We start from the raw sequence: 24,647 nt of genomic DNA, 5'->3' as shown, positions 1-24,647 counted from the left end.
GGGAGGGGCAATCCCGCCATATACGCTTTAAGAGCCACTGATCGAGCCGGCATGTTTGTTGAGCCCCTACAAATCTCGAGCTAGGCAGGCAGTGAGCGCACCACCATCAACCGCTCTTCGGTCATATCCTTGATCGCCCAGCGCACCCCCTCTCGGCCCAGGCCCGAATCCTTCACACCACCGTAGGGCATATTGTCTACCCGCCAACTGGGCACATCCCCTATTACCACACCACCCACCTCCAGGGTGTCCCAGGCTTTTTGGGCTCTGTACAAATCACGGGTGAAAATCCCGGCCTGCAAACCAAATGCGCTGTCATTGACCTTTTTCAGCACCTCATCGAAATCATCAAAAGGTTCCAGTATTGCTACAGGCCCAAAAGCTTCCTGCTGCACTACATTGCAATCACTGGGGACATTCTCTAATAACGTGGGTTCGAGCATGGCGCCATCGCGGTTACCACCGCAGAGAAGCGTACCTCCCTGTTCAACCCCTTCTTTAACCCAGTTATGTAACCTTGTCGCTTCCCCCTCTGAAATCATCGGACCAATAAACGTATGTTCATTTTTAGGATCACCCTTCTTAAGTTTCTTGGTGCGCTCCAGCAAACGCGCTTTCAGGTCCTCATATAGACTGGAATGCCCATAGATCCTCTGCACACCGATACAGCTCTGGCCCGACTGATAAAGAGCGCCAAAGATCAAGCGCTCTACCGCATCTTCCAGATCGGTATCCCGATCAATCACACAGGCGGCATTGCCACCCAATTCCAGAATAACCTTCTTGCGCCCAGCCCTGGCCTTCAAATCCCAGCCTACCGCAGGGGAGCCGGTAAAACTGAGTAGCTTAAAGCGATCATCCACAGTAAACAGGTCCGCGCCTTCGCGGTGACAGGGCAGCACCGAGAAGGCCCCCTTGGGCAGATCGGTTTCCGCTAGTACCTCTGCGATAATCAGGGCACCGATCGGGGTTCTACTCGCAGGTTTGAGCACAAAGGGGCAGCCGGCAGCAATGGCTGGAGCCACTTTATGGGCCGCAAGATTCAATGGGAAATTAAACGGTGAAATAAAAGAGCAGGCCCCTACGGGAACCCGTTTAACAAATCCCCGGTAGCCCGCGCTGCGCTTGGAGATTTCCAGGTTGATAATCTCCCCATCGATACGCACCGCCTCTTCTGCGGCCACACGAAAGGTATCAATCAAACGGGAGACTTCCCCACGGGAATCGTGGATCGGTTTACCCGCCTCAATACACAGGGCCACGGCCAACTCTTCAAAGCGAGTCTGAAAGCGCTGTACACAGTGGTCCAAGACTTGCTGGCGTTTGTAGGGCGGAAACGCAGCCATGGGTTTTTCTGCCAGCAAGGCCCAATCTATCGCGCTATCGATCACCTTGGTATCTGCCATGGCAACCTGTGTTGCCACCTGGCCGGAGTACTTATCGGTTACATCCAGCTCGGTATTGGCATAGATGGCTTCATTGGCCAGGTAGTAGGGGTACGCTTTCTGTAACATCAATGGCTCCTGGTGGTATTCACGGTGAGCATCGACATCGGAACCCGCTCGATCTGTCACGAGGGTATAGGTTACCCAGAGACAGATAGCAACACGGATAGCCTCTATAGGCCTTAGGGGCTGACCCAAATCTAGAGAGGTAGGCGTTGATACAACAGGCGCAGGAAAGCGCCACCACAGTCACTGAGGTGAGTCACTGGGTGGCGCTATTAAAGATGGTTATTGGTTTGGCTATTTCTCCGTCAGCCACATACCTTCGGGTTCGTAGTTAAACGTTTTGTAGGTCTTTTTATTGGTGGATGGGTTGTCTGACTTTTTATCGATGTCATAGACAGTCCAATTCAGCTCGCTGTGGTTGAACTCAATCACCGCATAGCCATAGATATTGCTGACAAAATCCTTGATATGCGGATTGTTAACCTGCACGCCTCCATTAAGCAATGAAGTGAATACGCTACCCACGTCGACCCCTCTCTCTACCGTATCATTCAGGTTCGGTGACGAGATCGAAGGGGTCATCAGCTCAATGCCTACCAAGTTGTCATAGTCCCAGTTGCTGATCTTGTTGAAATTTACTTTCAGGTAAGAGGCAATACTGGTGTGCAGATCCCCGGTCAGCACAACAAAATTATCGACACTGTTGTCTTTCACACTGGAGAGAATTTTCTCACGCTCCCATTGATAGCCATCCCAGGCATCGTAGTTAGCGAATACCAGAGGGCGCCCCAGTGCGGTGCCTGCTAACTGGGCAAGCAGAGTCTGGTTACCCCAAACTTTCCAGCGGGCATTGGAATTGACCAAGCCATTAATCAGCCAATCCCGTTGGGTTTTACCCAGCATGGTTTGGGATTTCTCTTCGTAATCGGTGCACCAGTAGTTTTCCCAGGCACTACCGTCTTTGCAGGGCTCTTTGGTGCGATAGGTTCGGCTATCGGTCATATATAAGTCGACCAAATCGCCGAATTGGAAAGAGCGGTAAATTTGCAGGTAGTCGAAGGCGTGGCTGGCCGCCTCATCCACTTTTACACGAGCTGGCACATACTCAATCCAGGCCTGTTGCGCATCGCGGCGCAGCTGGCGCAATTGCTCGGGGTTGTTAGCGCCAGTTTGGTAGGGATGGGATGGCACACCCAGGGTATCGCGATCGTAATCCCAGTAGGCGTTATCCGCAGTTTCGTGGTCATCCCAGGTGATAATAAAGGAATGCATTTCCATTGCCCGCTGCAGGTTTTTATCCTTGCGGTATTCTCGGTAAATATGGCGATAGTCTTCGAGATCCATGGCCACATTACCGCCGGAAGGCAGGCTCAATGGGTGAACAATCGCATCCTCAAAACCTTCGTACTGCGCGTACTCATAGATGAAGTCTCCCAAGTGCAATACGCAATGCACATCTTCATCCGCCAAATGGCTGTAGGCGTTGTAATAACCCGTGGTGTAATCCTGACAGGTCACCACTGCCATTTTGATACTTTCCAGCCCACCGGTTGGCAGGGTATGGCAGCGCCCGGTGCGGCTGCACAGTGCGCCGTATTTAAAGCGGTAGTAGTAGCGCTGATTGGGAGACAGATAGCCTTCCAGGTCGATGTTTACGGTGTAGTCGCGATCCGCACTAATATCCTCAGCATTGATCTCGGCACTCAACACCGGCTGGGTAAATGACTCGTCTAAAGCCACATCCACATACAGGATTTGGCCGGGTATAAAGGCAGCGGGGTTGATATGGGTCCAGAGCACCACACCAGTTTGGCTGGGATCACCCGAGGCCACAGACAAATCGAAGATCAACCCATCCTGATCGATATCGTAGCCCGAGGGGCTGCCACTCAGATTAAAGCGCGCATAGGTTTCGCTATTGCTAGCCGCTAATGAGCGAACGGTAAATGGTGTAAGCAGCGCAAGCCCCATGGCTTGCACAAATGTACGGCGAGAAACAGTCATAAACCCCAACTTCCTGTTTGTTATTTAGAATTCGAATAATGTGAATTGGCGCGCATTTTATAGAAATGCGTACCAACAAAGAAGTCGGTTTATTCTACGAAGTATTAAATTTTGATGAAGGTTTAACCGAAAAAAGTCGATATACGCCACATTAGTCACATTTGACAGCTTGGTAGGTCAGTAGATACCAGGGAAGTGGCAGGTCAATAAACTATCTTTAACCCCCCTAACCCTCCAGATAATGCTTCCAGTACAAAGCAATATCAGCTGTTCTACTGTTTACAAAAGCCTCAAAACTCAGGGCATACCCCATGCGAGACGTTGCCGTTGTTGCCTACTGTAGAACCGCAATCGCCAAAGCAAGGCGCGGTGCCTTAAACCAAACCCACGGTATCCCCATGGCCGCGCATGTCATCAAGGAAGCGCTGCACAGAGCTACTTTGGATCCCGAGGAAGTGGAAGACGTTGTACTGGGCTGTGGATTACCTGAGGGAGCAACCGGCCACAATATCTCTCGCAACGCCGCTCTATTTGCAGGTTGTGGCGTTAAAGTGCCCGGTATGACGATTAACCGCTACTGCGGCTCGGGTCTCAATGCCGCATCGATCGTAGCGAATCGGATCGCCAGCGGGGAAATGCAGGTCGGCGTTGCCGGTGGCGTAGAAAGTATTAGTCTCGTGCAGTTCAACCTGAACCTAAATCACTTTGTCTATGAGCCCCTGCAACAACAAATCCCCGCTGTTTGGTGGACCATGATCCAAACAGCGGATTTCGTCGCTGACACCTTTTCGATCAGCCGGCAGGCACAGGATGCCTATGTGGTGGAGTCGCAAAAACGCGTGGCGGAAGCGCACAGAGCAGGCAAATTTGCCGAAGAAATCGTTCCTTTTGAGACAGTCATGTCGATAAAAGATAAAGAGACTGGGCAGATCTCAGAAAAGACAGTGTTGCTGAAAGAAGATGAAGGCCCACGCCCCGGTACCACCCTGGAAGGGTTATCGGCTTTAGAACCAGTGAATGATGGCGGCACGGTAACCGCGGGCAACGCTTCGCAGCTCTCTGATGGCGCTGCGGCCGTCGTCATGATGGATGCCGAGCTGGCCGCCAAAAGAAACCTGCCCATCCTGGGGCTATTTCGCGGTATGCAGCTTGCAGCGGTGGCCCCCGATGAAATGAGTATCGCCGTGGCGCCAGCCATCAAGCGCTTAATGAAGCATCAGGGGCTTTCTATGGGAGAGATAGACCTTTGGGAATTACACGAAGCCTTTGCGGTTACCACCCTCTATAACCAAGCGGAACTGGACACGCCTTGGGATATTACTAATGTTAATGGGGGCGCCATTGCCCTTGGGCACCCCTATGGGATGTCCGGCATTCGTTACCTGGGTTCTTCACTGATGGAGCTCAAGCGCAGAGACGCACACAAGGCAGTTATTGGGGTCTGTACTGCTGGCGGGATGGCCACAGCAGTATTCCTTGAGCGCTAAGCCAGCTACAAAGTCTTCCCCTCTGGCCGCCCTACCCCTGGCCACTTTGTACTTGTAACAAGCAAACTGGAGCACACAAACTGGTTCAATCATCACCACCTAGAAGTTGATCCCTTCTGTTGAGGCCACCTATAGCGCCTGAGCGCCTGGTCTGCTGGACAATTTGGCGTCTCGATCCTCTCAATATATCGTATCTATGGCTTCAAAGTGCCCGGAAAGAAGCTTGCAATTGCCACCAGGTTTGCCTCGAAGCTGGAGGAATAGCCATGTCCTGGCTCAAAGAGGGCCACAGCCAAGAAACTCTCTGCAAAGACGCTCTCTGTAGCTGCTCACCGAAAAAGCAGCTTAAAGCCTCCATCAAAGGTGTATTGCACTGATGATGGAGACAATCCATGACGGCTTTACTTTTCTGTTCGCACAGAGCCGGGGCGCTCTGTTTATCATGTTCTGGATCGTGATCTTCCTGGAACTCCCTCGCTATATCTTCTCTTTCTTCACCGCGGTTTTCTTTTTTAGCTCAAGGATCGAGAAAGAAGTAGATTTGGAGAAAATCGGCAAAATTTCGGTGATTATTGCCGGCCATAACGAGGAGGAGTCGATCGAAAAGTGTGTGCACAGTCTTTGGGCGCAAAGTGTTAAGCCCTATGAAATCATCGTGGTGAGCGATGGCTCCACCGATGGAACCAGAAAAGTGATGTCCAGCTTACTGACCCGAGGACTCATTCAGGGAGCCCATGCGACAGAACTTAGAGGCGGTAAGGCCTCCGCACTAAATCTGGGAATACGCTTTTGCACTGGCGATATCGTTATCACCGTAGACTGTGATTGCTCCTTTGAGCACCACACCATGAAGGAAGTATTACTCCCCTTTGAAGACCCCAAAGTGGGGGTGGTTTCCGGTAATGTTTTTGTGCGCAACCCTCACGATAACCTACTCACCGCATTTCAAACCATCGAATACATTGTCAGTATCTCCCTCGGCAGGCATGCATTGGCCATGATCAGGCAAATGTGCTGTGCATCTGGCGCCTACAGCGGGTTCCGAAAAACCGCTATTGACCAGATTGGTGGCTTTGATTCCGGTGGGGGGGAAGATCTGGATATTACTTTTCGCCTGCGCAACTACGGCTGGGATATCGCCTTCGCCCCAGAGGCGATCTGCTATACGGATGTACCCACGAATATCCTGACTCTAATTCGCCAGCGCTTGCGTTGGGAGCGGGATGCTGTGCGTTTGCGTTACCGCAAGTACGCCCACTTTATCAATCCTTTTAAGCGCCGCATCAAATTCGAAGAGTTCTTTCATCAATTTGAGTTCTTGATCTTTAATGTGATCGCTGCTATCGCATTGCCCATCTACTTGGTCTGGCTGTTTGCGAGTTATGGCAGTAATGCCTGGTTTATTTTAATCGGTGCACAGATAGTATTGATAATGCTGGACTGCCTCACCTTTGCGCTCGCCTCCTATGCCACCTACAAATTCAGTACTTTTCCACTCTGGCCCTTTCTTATTGGCTACAGCATCCTCTACGTCAACTTGATGCGTGTAGTACGGCTTTATGCCTATGTACAGGAGTGGATCTTCAGAACCTCTTATGCGGATTCCTTCGCCCCTTCAAAAGTACACAAGGTAAGGGAGTAAACTACTGGGAACACCTCAGAAGCCGATAGTTATCCCTTGGCGACCCCACTTTTTTGGCTAAAACTCGACTTTATAGTCAATCGCGATACCCGGCTCATAAGACCAAGCCTTATCTCCTTATTTCCTGCGTGCTGGCGCTTCAGCCCTCGTGGTCTATGGTTTTACTTAAGGCGGAATTTTACCCGCCAACCGTATCAACTAAGTACAACCGGCGTCAGTTTGCCCCTTCTGTAGGAGGGTTTGCCATCTCCTTTCTCACAGATGCATACAACTATTATCGCTGGCCCAGTGATTTTAATACGGTGCATCCAGGCATTGAGAAGTGTGATGCCCTGGTGGTTGAGGAGCCCATGACTCCTCAGTGCATCGAAAAACTCTGGAACAGCCAGATAGGCTTGCACCTGCTACCGGTGATTGACCTAACCGGCACACTGGGAGTCAGGGCAGACCTGGATGCCTCTAACACGCTCAAGGCTGACCCTACAGAGTACGGCAAGTTGATCGATTCCTTTAACTTTCGCCGCTCTCAGTTGCACCCGGATTTCTACAACCCCCAGAACGATGACGACAAAATCCTGGCCCGCATCTTTGTCTCCGGGATAAGCCTAACCCCTAGCTACCAGCCAGACTCGCGCACCACCGTATGCTTTAACACCCTGTTAGATTCAGAAACGGTATTGCACGAATGCGAAAAAATGATGACGGCCGAATTACTGGCCGGCAGCTTTTTTGACCGCCGGCATATTTGTAACGGTTGCAGTGCCTCTCAATTTAATGTGCGCGAAGAGTGCCCGGAATGTCGATCTCCCAACTTGAGAGAATCCTTCTATCTGCACCACTTTAAGTGCGCCTACCTGGGGCCTGAAGACGACTTTCGCCAAGGCGAATATTTAATCTGCCCCAAGTGCCGAATGGAAATGAGCCATTTCGGCAGCGATTACGACAAACCGGGCACCATTTTGATATGCAATTCCTGCGGCAAATCCAGTTCAGAAACAGAAGTTGGCTTTTTATGCCTTAATTGCGATACCCATATAGATGGCGATTCGGTAAAAACTGGGGATATTTTTAAATATAGCCTCACCGAAAAAGCCGTTCATTACCTGCATGCTGGCCATGCATTCCTGGAACTCACCCAGCAAAGCCCTATCTTTGCTGGGCTTCCATTCGAACTTATCGTAGTTTTAAACAAAGAGCTGAAAGATTGGAAAAACAATGAGAGCGAATTTGCTCTGCTGTGCATCAAATATGAAAATGAATATTTGATCGAGCAAGAACACGGTAACCGCCAATTTTTTCATAGCCGCAATCAGTTTTTCCAGAGTTTAAGCCACTCGTTAAAAAAGGTCATGAAAGGAGAATACCCAGTTACCGCAGCTAAAGGGAGGATGGAAGATTTTATTCTGGTAAGCCATATCAGTCAGAAAGATCTGTACAAATTTAGTGAAGAAGCCGGGCAAAGAGCTGCGAGTTCTTTGCGATTGGATGTGGAACCCATCCTTCAGGTCTATGGCCCCGAGGACCTGAACTAATGTGGGAAGAAATTCAGGACGGCTACTATTACCTTATCTCTCAAAGCTATACAACGCTTTTTTTGATGCTCTGGGTGGTGGTGATCTTCGAGATCCCCCGCTACTTATTTTCGTTCTTTACTGCACTGGTTTTTTTTAGTTCGAAACCAGAATTTGAGGTAGATATAAAAAGTTTTGGAAAAACATCTGTGATTATTGCCGGTCACAACGAAGAGGACGCTATAGAGAAATGTGTACTCAGCTTATGGGAGCAAAGCCGCCCTCCCGATGAGATTATTGTAGTAAGCGATGGTTCCACAGATGGAACTAGAGATAAAATCCGTCAACTCTTAAAAAGAGGCCTGATTCATGGTGCACATTCGACAGAATTGCGGGGAGGGAAATCTGCTGCAGCAAACCTAGCCATTCGCTATACGACAGGGGAAATTATCCTAAACGTTGACTGCGACTGCTCCTTCGACTATCACGCCATAAAGAATATCTTACGTCAGTTCGATGATCCCGAGGTCGGGGGAGCATCAAATAATATTTTAGTGCGCAACTGGGATGTAAATTTACTCACAGTTTTTCAGGCAATTGAATATATTATTAGCATTTCTCTAGGTAAGCACGCGCTTTTCATGCTAGGACAAATGTCCTGTGCTTCTGGAGCTTTTAGTGCTTTTCGTAGAACGGCTTTAATACAAGTAGGCGGTTTTGATTCCGGCGGCGGTGAAGACCTGGATGTCACATTGCGCTTACGCCACTATGGTTGGAAAATTGGCTACGCTGCTGACTCCATCTGCTATACCGATGTCCCCACCAACCTAGCAACGTTGATCCGGCAAAGGTTCCGCTGGGAAAGAGATGCCGTTCGCCTACGTTTCAGAAAGTATCGTCACTTCATTAATCCGTTTGAACGTCGCCTTAAATTTAGGGAGTTTTTTCATCAGTTCGAATTCCTGCTCTTTAATGTAATTGCCATTTTAATTCTGCCAGTTTACTTAGTCTGGTTATTTTACCATTACGGCGTTAATGGCTGGTTTATTCTGATAGCGGCTCAGATTGTCCTAATCATAATGGACATTATTACCTTCACCCTCAGCGCACTTGCCACAAATAAATTTAGAGCCACTCCAATTTGGCCCTACCTGTTGGGATACAGTATTTTGTATGTCAATCTGATGCGTATCGTTCGGCTCTACTCTTATATTCAGGAGTGGGTATTTAAAACCTCCTATTCCGACACTTACGCACCCTCCAAAGTGCATCGTGTTAGGGAGTAAGTTCAATGAGAACTATACGAAAACATATCCGCCCAGATACCATGGCCAGTGAGGTCCGCCCCCATCATAGTGCCATTGGGCGGCGCATCTATATCGGGGTATTGATATTATTTGCCCTGGCTATTCTGCGCTATCTATTTGGGGATTTGTTTATCCTCAAAGGAGATGGGCTGGTCCTTAGGGATTATGCCGCAGTCGAGATGGGTTATATCACCAGAGTAACCGCGGTGGAGGTTGATGAGGGGGAATCGGTTAAGGAGGGGCAGCTACTTCTCAAAATAGAATCTATGGAACTACTGGAGCGCTTGGCAGATCTCTCCAGCCGCCAGGCCAACCTGATTCAAATCTCCGCCGAGTTTACCCTGCTTTCCGAGACTGCCAAACAACTGCTGGTTCCTGCAGAACACCGCAAGCAAGAGATAGAAGAGATTTTGGCGCGAATCAATAAGCTGGCCGATAAGGGTTTTGTCAGCAAGATCACCTATCAGGAAGTGCTCAGGGATAACTTTAATGCAGGCCAGGAACTGGTCAAGATTCAGGTGGAAAGCACCACGCTAGACAAGAAGAGAAAAGCTGTCGATGCAGCAATCAAGGTAGCCGGAACGGCCTACCAGAGACTGAAAGACCACTACGATGATGGCCGTGTACGCAGCCCGGTAAATGGCTTGGTTGGTGCTACTGTACCCTCTGTAGGGGATGTCTACCGAGAGGGGGAACCCCTAATGCAAGTCTATTGGGGGGAACCCTATGTACTCGCCTATATGCCGCGCCGATATATTCTTGCTCTTCGGCCGGGCATGGTTGTCACGGTCAAGAGTGGCCGCTACAAAGATAAAGGCGTGATCTCTGAGTTACTGCCCATTTCTGACCAACTGCCGGAAGAATTCCAGAATACGTTTAAACCCCAGGAGCGCAATCAGCTCGCTAAAATTGTACTCTCTGATCCAGAGCAATTTCCCTTATCTGAAAAGGTACAGGTTACTCTGGAATTAAACTGGAAGGATCTCTTTGTAGAGAACTTTATGAACTAGAGGTTTGCCGGGCATTAAATTCTGTCAGTGCCGCCCTCAACCATTCCGGCAAGGTTATCTTCTGTTTGGATTCAACCGAAAGGGTGACATAGGTAATTGTTGCCGTAAAAGCCAATAGGTCTGGATTAAGATAAGCCTGCACAAGAAAGGTAAACGACTGATTGCCAACCTTATGTACACTGACTTTAAGCTTTAACTCCTGATCCCAAGTTACCGGACTTAAGAAATCCAGATTAAAGGCCCGCACCGGTGTCAGGAACCCCCGCTTCTTCATAGTGGCTATAGCCGGCCCATCAAATAAAATAGACATGGCTTCATGGGTGGCCTCCAGGGCAAAATTTGAAAACCTCGGGGTATAAACAATGCCCTCGGGATCACAGTCCCCAAACAAGACCTTGCGCTTGACAGTTATCATAAGAGGTTCTCCCATTAAGCCAGGCAGCCATTCTAATCCAGTGCTCTCTTTACATCCTGCCAAAGCAGATAACCAATCCAACCAACCATAAACTGCTTATTTATTCACCACGGCTAAAAAGCGTCAGCAAAGTGACTTCTGGCGGCACCAGAAATCTTACCGGCAGGATACTGGTACCTACCCCAGGGCTCACAAACAGGTGTTTGCCCTCCTCTTCGATATGCCCAATGGCATAGCGCTCCCCGTAGCGGGAGGGCACAATCGGGCGGCCAATCAAGGGTAAAAATACCTGGCCGCCATGAGTGTGGCCGGCAATCGTCAAGGCAATCCGTTGTGGAATCTGGGGAAATATATCTGGGTTGTGAGTGAAGGCTAAGACTGTCTCTGACTCTTCAATGGCAGACATTGCCCGATCTATATTGTGTGGCCCCTCCCAGAAGTCACTGATGCCAACCAACTGAAAGGCACAGTGGCCGCTACTGATCTTGGTGGATGCATCTTCGAGCAGCGGGATGCCTTTCTCAGTAAAAGCCCGCTCTACTCTTTTCGGGTCCAGCCACCAGTCGTGATTGCCCATTACAGCAAAAACGCCCAAGGGGGCCTTGAGGCCGGCAAGCACTTCAGCGGCACTTTCCGGTGTCACAAAAGAACCACCAACCACCCCCTGAATAACAAAGTCACCGGGGAGTAGTACCAAGTCAGGACTGCTGGCATTTACTTGGCTAACCAATGAACGCAGGCTTTCAATCCCTTTATAGGGGGAACCCACATGTAAATCCGCCAATATCGCCACGCTTAAACCGCTACAGGAAGCTGGCCAAGACTCCAGGCGAAGCGCTTGCTTATTGATCCTGAAGCTTCTTGGCTCAGCGAAAAAGGCCCAAACGGCAAGGGTAAGAGCAACAACCAGAGCCACTAGAAAGACAACCCGGTACTTTCCCCGTGGCCAGCTCAATAATTCTCCCGATAACTTACTCAACAACTTTTTCAATGAGCCACTCTCAACTTACAGATAACTTTTATACCGTGCTTTGTGCCGGGTGGCAGTCGCAACTGGAGAGTTCTCGTACAATCTCACAGGAATCAGTAGAACCGGGGCCGCCACACTGGCTGCGCAATGCCAGCAAACTCTTCCGCAATTGCTCGAGTAATGCCATTTGGCTGTCCACCCTATCAATATGCTCATCTACCAACGCATTGATTTCAGCACAGTGCTCTCTCGGCTGCTCCCGCAAGGTTAACAGTTTGCGTATATCCTCAATGGGCATATCGAGGGAGCGACAGTGCCTTATAAAACGCAATTGCGCCAAGTGCGCTTCTGAATACAGGCGATAATTGCCTTCGGACCTCAATGGTTGCGGCAGCAAGCCCACCTGTTCGTAGTAACGCACCGTTTCCACCTTGCAGCCTGCCTGCTTGGCCGCCTCCCCTATTCGGTAACGCATACTGGTGTCCCCTTGACTCTATAGTTACTAGAGGGATTGTAATGCTGGCTCACTCATTGAGCTATTCGAGAGTTAACCATGGGAAAACAGGATTCCACTTGCGGCTGTGGCAGTAGCACTGAACCTTTACAACAACCGCTCGATAGTGGCGCCGGAAAAGATAGCGAAAGCTCCCTCTTCTCAATCACCAAAATGGATTGCCCTACCGAAGAAGGTTTGATCCGCGCCAAGCTCACCCCACTCGAAGGCATTTACAGCCTGGACTTTAACCTGGTGCAACGCATTTTGCGGGTTGGACACGCTCCGGGTATGCAGCAACAGATCCTGGATATACTCGCCCCTCTGGATCTGGATGCCAGGGTCGCCTCCCCATCGGATACAGAAAATGCACCACCCGCAACCAAGGCCAATTGGTGGCTGCTGGGGGCGGCCGGCTTGGCGGCGCTCGCTTCTGAGGTGGTGTTCTGGTTACAGGGTGGAAACAGCTGGCTAGTCATGTTGCTGGCCTTAGCCGCCATTGCCGGCGGGGGGCTCTCTACTTACAAAAAAGGTTGGATCGCACTAAAGAACCGCAACCTGAATATGAATGCGCTGATGTCCATCGCGGTCACAGGCGCACTTTTGATTGGGCACTGGCCTGAGGCCGCCATGGTGATGGTACTGTTCACCCTCGCCGAACTGATTGAGGCCAAGTCTCTGGACCGGGCCAGAAACGCTATTCGCGAGTTAATGGACTTGGCCCCGGAAACCGCCACAGTACTTCAGAGTGATGGCCAGTGGCGCGAGGTGAATGCAAAAACTGTTTCCCTCGGCGCCAAGGTCAGGGTGAGGCCCGGTGAGCGCATCGCCCTGGATGGCGAAGTAATAAAAGGCAACTCTGCGGTGAACCAAGCCCCAATCACCGGGGAGAGCCTTCCGGTAGATAAAGAAGCTGGAGACAGCCTCTTTGCCGGCAGCATCAATGAGTCCGGCGCACTGGAATATAGGGTGACTGCCGTAGCCAGTGATGCCGTACTTGCCCGAATCATCCACGCGGTTGAGGAGGCGCAAGGCAGCCGCGCGCCCACCCAACGTTTCGTCGATCAGTTCGCGCACTGGTATACCCCCTTGGTATTTGCGGTTGCCCTTGCCACAGCGTTAATTCCTCCGCTGTTTTTCTCCGGTGCCTGGATGGAGTGGATCTACCGCGCCCTGGTACTGCTGGTTATCGCCTGCCCCTGCGCCCTGGTCATTGCCACCCCGGTCACCATCGTCAGTGGCCTCGCAGCAGCAACAAGACACGGCACACTGATTAAAGGGGGGGCATACCTCGAAGAGGGGCGCCGGCTGCGCTGGCTGGCCCTGGATAAAACCGGCACCATCACCCATGGTGCACCGCAGGTAACAGATTTTGCCCTGATAACTGGCAAGGATGAGGCGCGGGTAAAGCGCCTCGCCGCCAGCCTCGCCCACCGCTCCGATCACCCGGTTTCGAAGGCAGTGGCAGATTTTCTCAACGCCAGTGGAGCACCCTTACTAGAAGTAGAAGCCTTTGAAGCCCTGGCCGGGCGCGGGATTCGCGGAGAGATTGAAGGCACAGGCTATTACCTGGGCAATCACCGCCTGGTGGAAGAATTGCGCGTTTGCAGTGAGGAGCTAGAGGATCGCCTCTCCAAACTGGAGTATCAGGGGAAAACAGTTGTTATGTTGGTGGATACAAACCGTGTTCTGGCTCTGTTTGCCGTAGCCGATACGGTAAAAGAATCCAGCCGCAAAGCCATTGATGAGCTCCACCAATTGGGGGTGAAAACCCTGATGCTGACCGGTGACAATCAGCACACCGCCGATGCCATTGCCAAGGAGGTGGGCATCGATCGGGCCATGGGCAACCTGCTGCCAGAAGATAAACTCCGTGAAGTGGATTCCCTTGCCGGCCACGGCCGGGTCGGCATGGTGGGCGACGGCATCAATGATGCACCAGCCCTGGCGCGAGCTGATATCGGCTTCGCCATGGGCGCCACCGGCACCGATACCGCCATAGAAACGGCAGACGTTGCCCTGATGGATGACAACCTGGGTAAAATCGCCAGCTTTATCCGCCTCTCCCGTACGACAGCTCATATTCTTTGGCAAAACATTATCCTTGCCCTGGGTATCAAAGCGGTCTTTCTGGCACTCGCCTTTGCCGGTGAAGCCACTATGTGGATGGCAGTATTCGCCGATATGGGGACCAGCCTGCTGGTGGTTTTCAATGGGTTAAGACTGATGCGGAAGTGATCTCAAAACAAGACGGTAGAAAAGTCTGGAAAATAGAAAAGACAGTACCAATTATTTAATACGCAACCAATCTATCCCGCAGAAGCTCTCGTTAAACAGGTGCTTGGATACGCAATTATTGATTGCCTTATTGACCAGCAAAAGCAGGCACCTTCGAGAGTTTCTTTGGATAGTGCAAAATTGGCATGACAAAAAACTTTAAACATAAAGAAAGCAGAACTCAGCAACACTGGTAACACGCTACAGGCCTAAAATAAAGTATTTCGATTCCGCTTTAGCAAGACATGCCCAATGGCACTTAGGAAGTGTCTAAACAAAGAATTATGCTAGCAAATAGCCCTCTCAAAAAACCGAACAAATAGAACCTAATTCCAGACACCACTTATCCCCTTTAGGCCTCACCTTGTCGTAGGCCAATTGCAGGAAAATCAGCATCCCCATACCCTTTTGTCAACTACAACACTAAAGACATTAAGTCTCTTTAGCGCCAGATAGTCTCACCACAAACATTAATCTAAGAATAAAATCGACTAGAGCCTCCGAATGCGAAACAGTCAATTTAGAGCATTTCTTGCCAGCAGCATCATTTCTACCACTCTATTTTCCAGCTCTAGTATTTTTGCTGATGATAGTCGTGCAGTACTCGTTGAGGCTGCACACCCGTGGCAGCAAGCCATTAATACCAGATTATTTTGTTCGGTGTTATCTCCTCCGCTACATCAAGTCTCCAGCCACACTGAAGCCGAACTCACCCAAGTAAAACCCGTAGGATCAATTATTAAAGCTGGCGAGTTAGTAGCGGCACAGGATGGATTTTATCTCTCTCAGGAGATTGAGATTATTCGCACAGATATTGCAATCACACAGAGCCAGCTTATTTATGCGGAAGAAGAGCTGAGCAGATTGGAGAAGCTTAGCTCAGCAGACATGGTGTCTCCGTCCCACTTAAACAGCCTTAAGCTCAATGCTGATACCTACCGGCTCACAAAGCAAAGACTCGAGCACCAGCTAACAACAGCCGAATACCGTTTAGAACGACTGCAACACTATGCAAGAACTGATAGTCAAGTTGTAAGTATAGAAGCCAACCCCGGTGAGAGACTAAATTCGGGGCAAAGAATCATGCAGTTACTGCCTCTAAAAGAAAATCAAATTGAGTGCAGCCTTCCCGAAGAAAAATTAAACAATGAAAATTTACTCAACAGAAGCTCCTTTACTTTTAGAGACCAAAATATCCCCTTAAGAAATATTAGTCATACGGTCAATCCCGAAACGCAAAATCTCAACCTCTACTTTGAAACAGAGTCAGAGCAATTCCCGTCTCTATTGGTAGGACAGAGATTCGAAATAACGATGCAAACGCCCCTCTCAACTAAAAACACACGAGAGAGGGTAACAAAAGTTCCCAGTGATGCCGTAATACTAGAGGGCGACCAATATAAAGTCTGGACTCTAGACAGTGATCAAAGGGCGGTTAGTACCGAGGTTCAAATAATAGATACCTTGAAGGGGCACTTTGTTGTACGTTCAACCATTAAACCTGGAGATCTTGTAGTCGTTCTGGGTTATGAAGGCCTACAACCCAATGAAACTGTCTCTCCGACAAAGAGGGAAAACACATGAAATCCCTGGAGAAATACAGTTCATTTATTATAAGTTGCACTTTTGCCCTAATTGTTGCCGGTATTGTTGCGGGCCTAAACTTGCCTAATGCACTACTCCCCACTATCAATCGCCCACAAATTGCACTGGCTATTCCTTGGCCGGGAAAGACAGCGGAAGAGATAGAACAGATATTGGTTGCACCACTTGAGCAGGAGTTATCGAGCCTAAGCTACCTGAAAGAGGTGCAGACAAATATCAACAGTGGCTTTGCCTGGGTCACGATTGACTTTCACTCTGAAGCAGATATGGAGCAAATGTATATTGAGGTACTCTCCAGAATTAATCAGGTACCCAACTGGCCCACACAAGTCCGCACACCCCAAGTTTTCAATTTTGCCAACGGTGCGGGGGCTACGCTGGCAACCTTCTTCCTCTACTCGAAGAAGTCAGCCAGTGAGCTGGAATTAATTGATACATTTTTAAACCACGTAAAGCCAGCCATCAGTAAAATCCCGGGAGTATCCTCCATAGAAGTTGCCGCTACGCCTATCGCACAGCGTGTCGATATTGAGTTCGATCCAGAAAAGATGACTCAAAATTCCTTAAGTATTGCTGGGGTAACTGCACATCTTAATGATCTGGTGGACCGATCGGGCGGCAACCTGAAAATTGGCTCTAAAGACTATGCATTACACTTTAAGGGCCAAATCCCCCTAGATGAGCTTTCACAACTACCTATCGCCACACGTGGAAACCAGATTATACGGCTCTCTGACATTGCCTCTGTCAGTGCACGGCCTGCATCTGACTGGGCATATTTTGCCCTTGAGGGCAATCGATCCTTTTATTTTTACTTGCTCCCCACCGAAAACGTCAATGCTCTTGACACTATTGCACAGCTGAAATCAACCATGGCGGAGCTGAATAGTGGAGAGTTAGCTCGGTTAGACATGGAATTGGCCATAAGCCGTGATGACTCCAAAGGGATCCGAGACTCCCTGAATCTGGTGTACGGGAGCCTCCTTCTTGGATCATTGCTAGCCTGCTTGGTTTTGTACTGGTTTCTGCGCAACCTGAGAACGTTAACGTTAATATTCCTCAGCATTCCCGTATGCATCTCACTCGTCGTTGTGGGTATGTATATTGGGGGTAGAAGCATGAATGTTATTTCATTGGCAGGCATTGCTCTTTCTATCGGATTGATGGTAGATGCGGCAATTATTGTGGTGGAAAATATTCAAAGGCTTCGCCAGCAAGGCATTGGCACCCAGGAAAGCATTGTACAGGGAACACGAGAAGTTACAGGTTCTTTGGCATCATCAACGATATCAAGCGTCATTGTGTTCTTGCCTATTATTGCCATGCAATCTGCAACAGGGCAGTTATTTAGAGATCTCGCTTTTACAATCTCAAGCGCTTTACTCGCCTCACTGCTCTTTGCCTTATTAATACTACCTTCATTCGCAAGGTACATATTGGGCCATTCAAAAAAAATAAAGAAAGAATCTTCAAACACAAGAATTCTATTAGCCCTAAAAAGATGGGTTGCCCTTTCCATCAAAGCTACAGCTACCCCCAGACGGTCTATTACAGCCATTATTCTTGGGCTACCCGTCGCACTCATAGCCACCTATGTTTCCACACCATCCATAGATGTATTGCCAGACCCAAAACAGAATATGGTTTCTGTTTTCATCAACTTTGAGAGCGCACTAGCCACAGATGCTATTAGAACGGATTACGGAGAACGCGTGGTGAATCGAATCACCAACAACTTTAAGGAAATAGAAGATCATGTTTCCACTTACGGCATTATCTGCAACCCAAGCAATTGCAACCTCTATATGTATACCCAAGGCGATTGGGATTTTGAATCACTGCGGGAATGGATGAATGAGAAAGTACTCTATGGACTGGTAGGCACCCGTATCCATTTCAGGCATGGGGGTCTTTTACGATTTGCAATGCCAAACAATCGAATAAGCCAACTGGATATTAAAGGGGCTGAACTTTCCAGGCTACAAATGGCTGGCACTGAGTTAATGAACCATCTGCGCGCAGAGTTTCCAGACGCACAAATCCAGGAGGGGAGCGCACTGCAAAACCGGGCTGTACGCATAGAGTTCCAACCTCGCCTGGATCAATTAACTTATTTAGGTATTACAGTTTCAGAGCTAAACCGCCAACTTATGGCTTTGACCGATGGGATATACATAGGCCATTTTTATACTGGCACTAACACGCTACCATTCTACTTCAAAGCCGAAGACCCACAGAACCTGGAAGCACTTCTAAACACTGAAATATGGATTGACGGGCACGGCCTGATTCCTGTCCGTGAATTAGCAAGCGCGAAAATAACCCAAGCCCCTGCCAGTATTTTACGAGTTGGGCAAGAAGTCAGCGCATCGTTAAACCTAACCCCGCCAGAAGGGGTAGCAATGAAGTCATTTGTTGAAAATGTAGGCCAATCGGTACAGTCCTTTTTAGCTGAAAGCTCCTATAGCGATTTGCACACTCAGTTCAGGGGCAGCGCAAACGAACTCAACTTGTTTCTAGTTGAATTTCTTAAAATATTCTTGGCAGCTCTCGCAGTACTCGCCCTGTTGATGTATTTTGCCCTAAGATCTGCAAAGCTGGCCGCCGCCGTGCTTTGCGCTATACCCCTCTCATTTGCCGGCGGGATGTTAAGTTTACAGCTATTAAACCTTTTCACCCCCCAAAGCCTTGATGTAATTACAATGATTGGATTCGTAATTCTGATGGGGCTTGTAGTCAACAACGCAATACTATTAGTGAATCAATTTCAAAAGTCATTACAGGCCGGGGCCAGTCAGCTAGAAGCTATTTATGCAGCAGCCAGCTTGCGCGCTCGTCCCATTATGCTAACAACAATCACCTGTATCTTTGGCAACCTGCCTTTGGTGTTAAACCCAGGGAGCAGCGCTGCAATTTATCGAGGCCTAGCGACGGTGATTACTGGCGGGATGATATTTAGCGCTCTGTTTGTTTTAGCCTTTATGTCTGCACTACTCTCACAAAAGCTGTTCCGCTCTGAGCTACAGAGTTTTACTCAAAAGGCCGACTTGGAAGTGCCCGAACCTGCTAGCGCGTAACATAAGGGTGGCGACCAATTAATCTAACCTGTGCTGACAATAGCAACCAAAATGTCAGCACAGTTATATCTCGCCTGTTTCTAATCTGCTATAGAGATTTGTTTATTATCCTTAGTGAAAGTAACTACTCCAAACCCAATCACAAATATCCCTATTCATCCATATCACCTAGCAACCTATATTGCGCAAAGCGCCATCAATTTACGCCCACAACCTCTTTTTTTATATGGATACCCAGACGTTTTGCAAGGCGGACCAAGTTGCCCCTATCCATAGAGAGCGATTTCGCTGCCCTACTCCAATTCCCGTCGCTCTGGGTCAATCTATGCTTTATAAGATCCCGCTGATATTCTTCAGTGGCTGCCCTGAGATTTAATACCCCTAGCTGTGGCTGAACGGGCTTCTCAAACTCTGGTTGCGCCGCTATGTCATCCGGAATCTCTATATGTGCCGCTGTCAGCGATACTATTTCAGAGAGTGATGCGTTTTTTCTTGCCTTGAGCGCTGCGCGGCTGATGATATGCTCCAGCTCTCTCACATTTCCAGGCCAGCTATAACGCTTTAATTTACTGGAAGCATCTGCTGATAGCCGCAGCTGACGGAAGCCAAGCTTCCTCGTGGAGCGCTCCAGAAAATAATCTGCCAGCAGGAGAACATCATTTTCTCTCTTTGATAGTGCGGGTACTTCCAGAGGATAAACAGAGAGACGGTGATACAAATCGGCCCTGAATCCACCTAAGTCGATTTCTTTGAGCAAATCCCGATTGGTAGCGGCCACTATACGCAAATCTACATGCTGTACCGCATCCTTACCAACAGGCTGAATTTCACCACTTTGCAGTACCCGCAGCAGTTTGCCCTGAACTGATAAAGGCAGTTCACCCACTTCATCCAGAAAAAGTGTCCCGCCGTTTGCTAATAGAAACTTTCCCGGGCGATCCCGATCAGCGCCAGTAAAAGCCCCCTTCGCATGCCCGAATAACTCCGCTTCTGCCAGTGTTTCAGTTAAGGAGGCGCAGTTGAGATAGACAAGGGGTTTTTCTCGGCGAGATGACAGCCGATGTACCGTGCGGGCAACCAGCTCCTTACCCACCCCAGTTTCCCCAAGAATAAGCACGCTGTAGTCAGACCCTGCAACTAATTCAATGTCGCTTCGCAAGGCCCTCATCACTTGGCTTTCGCCGATTAACTCACCGCCATCGCGCAGAAAGGCTTCCTGGGTCAACTCTTTCACCAGTTGTTCGGCATGTTCAGCAGAAAGGGACAGCGCTTTTAGCTCCAAAGCCGTTTTGAGAGTAGCGGCTGAGAGTGCGGCGATTAACTCAAGCGTTCGATCGCTAATCAGGCTATAGGCGTCTGAGGTCATACTATCCAAAGTAAGCAGCCCCACTAGATGATTGTCAGAATACAGTGGCAAACCGAGACAGGAGTGCACCGGTAGGTCCCCTTCCCTATCCAGTAGTAAGCCATCAAAAGGGTCCGGCAGATTGCAATCAGAGGGGAAGCGAACGGGAGCATCAGAACTGCAGATTTGCGCTAGGCGGGGATGCTCGTTAATTAGGAAACGCCGCCCCATAGTACGCCTGGCCAAGCCCTGCACAGCCAGGGGGGTAAGCACCTCTCCATTCAGCCCCAGCAAGGCCACCGCATCACACTTAATTGCCTTGCGGATGGTAGAGAGCAGTCGTTCAAATCGGTCACTATTATTCAGGCTATTTGCGAGATCCAGAGCTACTTCAAGCAGTAGAGTAGAATTAATATCCACCATATCCCACCAAGTCAATAAGCTTCTTTTGTGTCATTATGACATGGTCACCATATAGGTCAAATTGACACAAACAAATATCATAATTCACCTAAAATATTGATTCATAAGGAATTATTAAGCTGGCATAACATTTGCCTAATAACCATTGAGGTTATTTAGTAATAGAGGCGAAGACAATGCTGGACACATACACTTTAAAAATTCGCAGGCGTTTTGAACTCTTGCTCAAGGCCGGAAATCTCACCCTGTTGCTCTCTACCCCCCTGCTATTACTCACCGTTGTCATCTGCTACCCGCTCTCCCATTATTTTTCTATCCCAGCCCAAGTGGCGGGCCATATTTTTATGATTATCAGCGCAACGTTTATCAAGATTGGCTATGTCAGCCGCTGCGTTGCCCAATACAACCTGTGCCAGGAAGTACGCTAACTGATCACGCCGAGCTTCTCGCCTCCATCCCCTTTGGGGGCGACCCTTCTAGCTTTCAAACTTTCCACACCATCACCTCAGCAGCCCCATCTAACAACTACCTCAGTGCTATCTTCTCTTCAGGGCCGCCAACCCTGCACAGCGATCAATACAAACCCCATAAGGAAACTCGATGTCTGCAATGAGCCGTCTGGCCCTGCTGGCTGTGGTATTTATTGACTTGATGGGTCAAGGACTGCTATTCCCCATCATTAATGAACTGGTCATGTCCACCAAGTTTCAATTCCTGCCTACAGACACCGCACAATCCACCCGCCACCTCTACTATGGCATTGTTATCAGTAGCTTTTTTTTAGCTTGGTTTATTGGGGCGGTGTATATCGCTAAGTTATCTGACAGTATCGGCCGAAAAAGCGCGATGGTACTTTGTTTGGTTGGCGCCCTGGCAGGCTATGCGATTACACTCGCAGCCTTATTTGCCAGCAGCCTGTGGTTGCTGATTCTTGGGCGCGTGGTCAGTGGATTTACTGCCGGTAACCAGCCCATTGCCCAAGCGGCAATGATTGATGCAAGCCGCGATGAACTGGATGCTTCAAAAAACTTGGGGTTACTGGTGGCGGGAATGAGCGGGGGAGCAGTTGCGGGACCAATTATCGCTGGAGTCTTAGCCGACAAGGCCCTGCTCGGTAATATTGCAAGCATTCAACTGCCTTTTTATTTTGCGCTACTTTTGGTTGCTATCACCCTCGGCTTAATTCTGCTCTTTTATCACGATAGCCGCCCCCCGACTTCGCCTATTCAATTGCGCTTATCTGACTTATTCAGGCAATTTGCACACCTCAAAGAGAGGCCCTTAGTCATCAGGCTTTGCCCAGCTTACCTAAGTTTTATGCTGGTTCACCTCAGTTTTTATATCTTTATCACCAACTATCTCAGCAGCCGCTTTGGCCTCGGCTTACTGGGAACCAGTATGGCCATGCTATTCATGGGCATCGCCGTGGGTACTTCCAGTATCTTTTTGGTTAAACCCGTGCTGTCTAAGTGGGGCAAGCCACTGGTTATCAAGGTATCGGCATTGACTATGGGGGCCTGTGCGCTGGTTTTTGCTTTCAGTAACCAGGTTTGGCTTTGTTACTTGAGTGTGTTTCTCGCCTACTTGTGCTTTGGACTAGCCTATCCGGCACTACTGAACTTGTTTGCCAATAGTGTGGATGAGAGCGAACAGGGATGGGTAATGGGTATCGCTACAGCGGGCTTCACCATTGTGGCCACCCTTATCTCACTATTGGGTGGCGGCGCTATGGAAATTAATATCCGACTACCATTTTTTATCACTGCCATTGCGGCCGTTTTCGTTTTGATACTGAGCTGGTTCAGTTGGCGTAGCAGTGCAATGAAAAAAATTGTTGATCGGTAAAGCCTCCTGAATACTATCGCGGTATCACTGCGGCCCAGAGCTTGAAATGAGGCCGCAGAAATACCGTGAACTCGCGTTGCTACCTCAAGCTATAGCTTGCTCGCCAAGTCCTTAATTTCGTGATTCAGTATTCGATCGTTATGGCTGTAGTCCATTGGAACCTCTATCAAATGTACCCCACCCTCCCGGCAGCACTTCTCAATCATCGGTTTCAATTCATCTGTTGCCTGTATACGATGCCCTTCGGCACCATAAGATTTCGCATAAGCCACAAAATCAGGATTGGTAAAATCGAGACCAAAATTCTTAAGCCCCATCATGGACTGCTTCCATTTGATCATGCCATAGGCATCATCGCGCAAAATCAACACAATTAAGTCCAGCTTCAGGCGAACAGCGGTTTCTATTTCTTGGGAGTTCATCATAAAACCCCCGTCCCCACAGATAGCCACCACCCGGCGATCGGGACAAACCAGCTTGGCCGCCATGGCCGATGGCAAACCAGCTCCCATAGTGGCCAGCGCATTATCCAAAAGTACGGTATTCGGAAAGTAAGCGGGATAATTGCGGGCAAACCAGATCTTGAACATGCCATTATCAAGGGCTATCACGCCCTTCTCTGGCATCACCTCACGCACATCCCTTACTAGTCGCTGGGGTCTGATGGGGAAAGTATCTGCGCTCGAACCCTCCTCAATATGCTTCTGCAAGGCAGCACGGATGCGGTGCGCATCGCTAAAACTCCAGTGCTCTTGCGGCTCCAGGTGTTCCTGCAGCTGCCATAGGCTGTTGGCGATATCACCGATCACTTCTATCTGCGGGAAATACACCGGGTCTACCTGGGCCGCATTGAAGTTAATATGTACCACTTCTGGCCCACCAGGGCGCATAAAGAACGGGGGCTTCTCTACAACATCGTGACCTACGTTAATGATCAGATCTGCCTGCTCAATAGTGCGATGAATAAAGTCACCATCGGATAAGGCCGTATTGCCAATAAAGTGCGGCCCCGATTCATCGATCACTCCCTTACCCATCTGCGTGGTAATTGCGGGGATTCCCAGCTTTTCCACAAATTTTCTCAGCATCTTCGACGTCAGCTTTCTGTTCGCGCCGGCGCCGATCAGCAGTAGAGGCTTGCGAGAGCTGGCGATAGCCTCAGCCGCCTTACGAATGGCTTTTTCTTCAGCAATGGGACGGCGCTGATAGCTGATGTCGAGCACCGGCATGGCGGAATGCTCCCGGGCGATATCCTCAGGAAACTCCAAGTGCGTAGCCCCTGGCCGCTCTTCCTCTGAGAGACGAAAGGCTTCGCGCACATACGCCGGCACATAATCCCCTCCCACAATCGTTTTTGTGTACTTGGTAAGGGGCCGCATCATGTCGACGATATTAATAATTTGAAATTGTCCCTGCTTGGAACTCTTAATAGGTTTCTGCCCAGTAATCATCACCATAGGCATCCCTCCCAACTGAGCATAAGCAGCCGCGGTAACCAGATTAGTGGCACCCGGCCCTAGGGTTGCCAAACACACACCCGATTTACCGGTAAGGCGGCCATAAGTGGCCGCCATAAAACCAGCGGCCTGCTCGTGACGAGTAAGGATTAACTGTATTTTGGAGCCCCGCAAAGACTCCAGCATATCCAGGTTTTCTTCGCCGGGAATACCAAAAACATACTCAACCCCCTCGGCTTCCAGGGCGCGCACAAATAGATCGGATGCTTTCATAGGAGCGTCTCTCGTCGTTGTAATCACTCATGATTTGGCCGGAAATGGGGTATTC

General features: G+C 49.4%; 17 protein-coding genes. 10 read left to right on the top strand and 7 right to left on the bottom strand.

Annotation, left to right across the window (positions count from 1 at the left end; all coding sequences use genetic code 11):
- Positions 1-80: 80 nt before the first annotated feature.
- Both ACJJIO_RS19545 and ACJJIO_RS19540 read right to left on the bottom strand, forming a co-directional pair.
- The gene (locus ACJJIO_RS19545) at positions 81-1,574 is read right to left on the bottom strand and encodes an aldehyde dehydrogenase family protein (protein ID WP_444909527.1); all 1,494 of its coding nucleotides are present in this window, start codon (positions 1,572-1,574) and stop codon (positions 81-83) included.
- 171 nt (positions 1,575-1,745) lie between these two features.
- Positions 1,746-3,455: an alkaline phosphatase D family protein gene (locus ACJJIO_RS19540; RefSeq protein ID WP_444909526.1), complete on the bottom strand. Its 1,710-nt coding sequence runs from the start codon at positions 3,453-3,455 to the stop codon at positions 1,746-1,748.
- A gap of 311 nt (positions 3,456-3,766) precedes the next feature.
- Between ACJJIO_RS19540 and ACJJIO_RS19535 the strand changes: the two genes are divergently transcribed.
- The 5 genes from ACJJIO_RS19535 to ACJJIO_RS19515 all read left to right on the top strand — a co-directional run bounded on the left by ACJJIO_RS19535 (position 3,767) and on the right by ACJJIO_RS19515 (position 10,412).
- Positions 3,767-4,942, top strand: a complete 1,176-nt coding sequence (locus ACJJIO_RS19535) for a thiolase family protein (RefSeq protein ID WP_444909525.1) — start codon at positions 3,767-3,769, stop codon at positions 4,940-4,942.
- Between the two features lie 376 nt (positions 4,943-5,318).
- The gene (locus tag ACJJIO_RS19530) at positions 5,319-6,584 is read left to right on the top strand and encodes a glycosyltransferase family 2 protein (RefSeq protein WP_252081737.1); all 1,266 of its coding nucleotides are present in this window, start codon (positions 5,319-5,321) and stop codon (positions 6,582-6,584) included.
- A gap of 155 nt (positions 6,585-6,739) precedes the next feature.
- A complete protein-coding gene (locus tag ACJJIO_RS19525) occupies positions 6,740-8,116 on the top strand; it encodes a TackOD1 domain-containing metal-binding protein (RefSeq protein ID WP_444909524.1) in 1,377 nt (458 codons plus the stop codon).
- Complete coding sequence (locus tag ACJJIO_RS19520) at positions 8,116-9,381, top strand: glycosyltransferase family 2 protein (protein WP_444884761.1); 1,266 nt, start codon at positions 8,116-8,118, stop codon at positions 9,379-9,381. Before ACJJIO_RS19525 ends, ACJJIO_RS19520 begins: the two co-directional genes overlap by 1 nt.
- Before the next feature lie 5 nt (positions 9,382-9,386).
- Positions 9,387-10,412 carry an HlyD family secretion protein gene (locus ACJJIO_RS19515; protein ID WP_444909523.1) on the top strand — a complete coding sequence of 342 codons (1,026 nt, stop codon included), beginning with the start codon at positions 9,387-9,389 and terminating at the stop codon, positions 10,410-10,412.
- Here ACJJIO_RS19515 and ACJJIO_RS19510 read toward each other — a convergent pair.
- The 3 genes from ACJJIO_RS19510 to cadR all read right to left on the bottom strand — a co-directional run bounded on the left by ACJJIO_RS19510 (position 10,402) and on the right by cadR (position 12,272).
- A complete protein-coding gene (locus ACJJIO_RS19510; RefSeq protein WP_444909522.1) occupies positions 10,402-10,827 on the bottom strand; it encodes an acyl-CoA thioesterase in 426 nt (141 codons plus the stop codon). The genes ACJJIO_RS19515 and ACJJIO_RS19510 overlap by 11 nt on opposite strands.
- Positions 10,828-10,927: 100 nt before the next feature.
- Positions 10,928-11,818, bottom strand: coding sequence for a metallophosphoesterase (locus ACJJIO_RS19505; protein ID WP_444909521.1), 891 nt, complete (start codon positions 11,816-11,818; stop codon positions 10,928-10,930).
- A gap of 28 nt (positions 11,819-11,846) precedes the next feature.
- Positions 11,847-12,272 carry a Cd(II)/Pb(II)-responsive transcriptional regulator gene (gene cadR, locus ACJJIO_RS19500; RefSeq protein ID WP_444886291.1) on the bottom strand — a complete coding sequence of 142 codons (426 nt, stop codon included), beginning with the start codon at positions 12,270-12,272 and terminating at the stop codon, positions 11,847-11,849.
- A gap of 78 nt (positions 12,273-12,350) precedes the next feature.
- Here cadR and ACJJIO_RS19495 point away from each other — a divergent pair, with 78 nt between their 5' ends.
- The 3 genes from ACJJIO_RS19495 to ACJJIO_RS19485 all read left to right on the top strand — a co-directional run bounded on the left by ACJJIO_RS19495 (position 12,351) and on the right by ACJJIO_RS19485 (position 19,249).
- On the top strand, positions 12,351-14,528 hold the full coding sequence (locus ACJJIO_RS19495) for a heavy metal translocating P-type ATPase (RefSeq protein WP_444909520.1): 2,178 nt from the start codon (positions 12,351-12,353) through the stop codon (positions 14,526-14,528).
- Between the two features lie 543 nt (positions 14,529-15,071).
- Positions 15,072-16,151 carry an efflux RND transporter periplasmic adaptor subunit gene (locus tag ACJJIO_RS19490; protein ID WP_444909519.1) on the top strand — a complete coding sequence of 360 codons (1,080 nt, stop codon included), beginning with the start codon at positions 15,072-15,074 and terminating at the stop codon, positions 16,149-16,151.
- Positions 16,148-19,249: an efflux RND transporter permease subunit gene (locus ACJJIO_RS19485; RefSeq protein WP_444909518.1), complete on the top strand. Its 3,102-nt coding sequence runs from the start codon at positions 16,148-16,150 to the stop codon at positions 19,247-19,249. The genes ACJJIO_RS19490 and ACJJIO_RS19485 overlap by 4 nt, the downstream gene beginning before the upstream one ends.
- 196 nt (positions 19,250-19,445) lie before the next feature.
- Here ACJJIO_RS19485 and norR read toward each other — a convergent pair whose 3' ends face one another.
- Positions 19,446-21,017, bottom strand: coding sequence for a nitric oxide reductase transcriptional regulator NorR (gene norR, locus ACJJIO_RS19480; protein ID WP_444909517.1), 1,572 nt, complete (start codon positions 21,015-21,017; stop codon positions 19,446-19,448).
- Between the two features lie 176 nt (positions 21,018-21,193).
- On the opposite strand from norR, the gene ACJJIO_RS19475 reads away from it, so the two are divergent.
- Both ACJJIO_RS19475 and ACJJIO_RS19470 read left to right on the top strand, forming a co-directional pair.
- Positions 21,194-21,445, top strand: coding sequence for a hypothetical protein (locus tag ACJJIO_RS19475; protein ID WP_252081748.1), 252 nt, complete (start codon positions 21,194-21,196; stop codon positions 21,443-21,445).
- 172 nt (positions 21,446-21,617) lie between these two features.
- Entirely contained in the window at positions 21,618-22,862 is a 1,245-nt protein-coding gene (locus ACJJIO_RS19470) for an MFS transporter (RefSeq protein WP_444909516.1), read from the top strand.
- A gap of 89 nt (positions 22,863-22,951) precedes the next feature.
- On the opposite strand, the gene ACJJIO_RS19465 is transcribed toward ACJJIO_RS19470, so the two are convergent.
- Positions 22,952-24,592, bottom strand: coding sequence for an acetolactate synthase large subunit (locus ACJJIO_RS19465; RefSeq protein ID WP_252081750.1), 1,641 nt, complete (start codon positions 24,590-24,592; stop codon positions 22,952-22,954).
- Between the last annotated feature and the right edge of the window lie 55 nt (positions 24,593-24,647).

The sequence above is a fragment of the Microbulbifer mixtoriginis (SeqCode) genome (assembly GCF_052467235.1).
The sequence above is the reverse complement of the archived record's forward strand: the minus strand, read 5'-3'. Positions and strand labels throughout refer to the sequence as shown.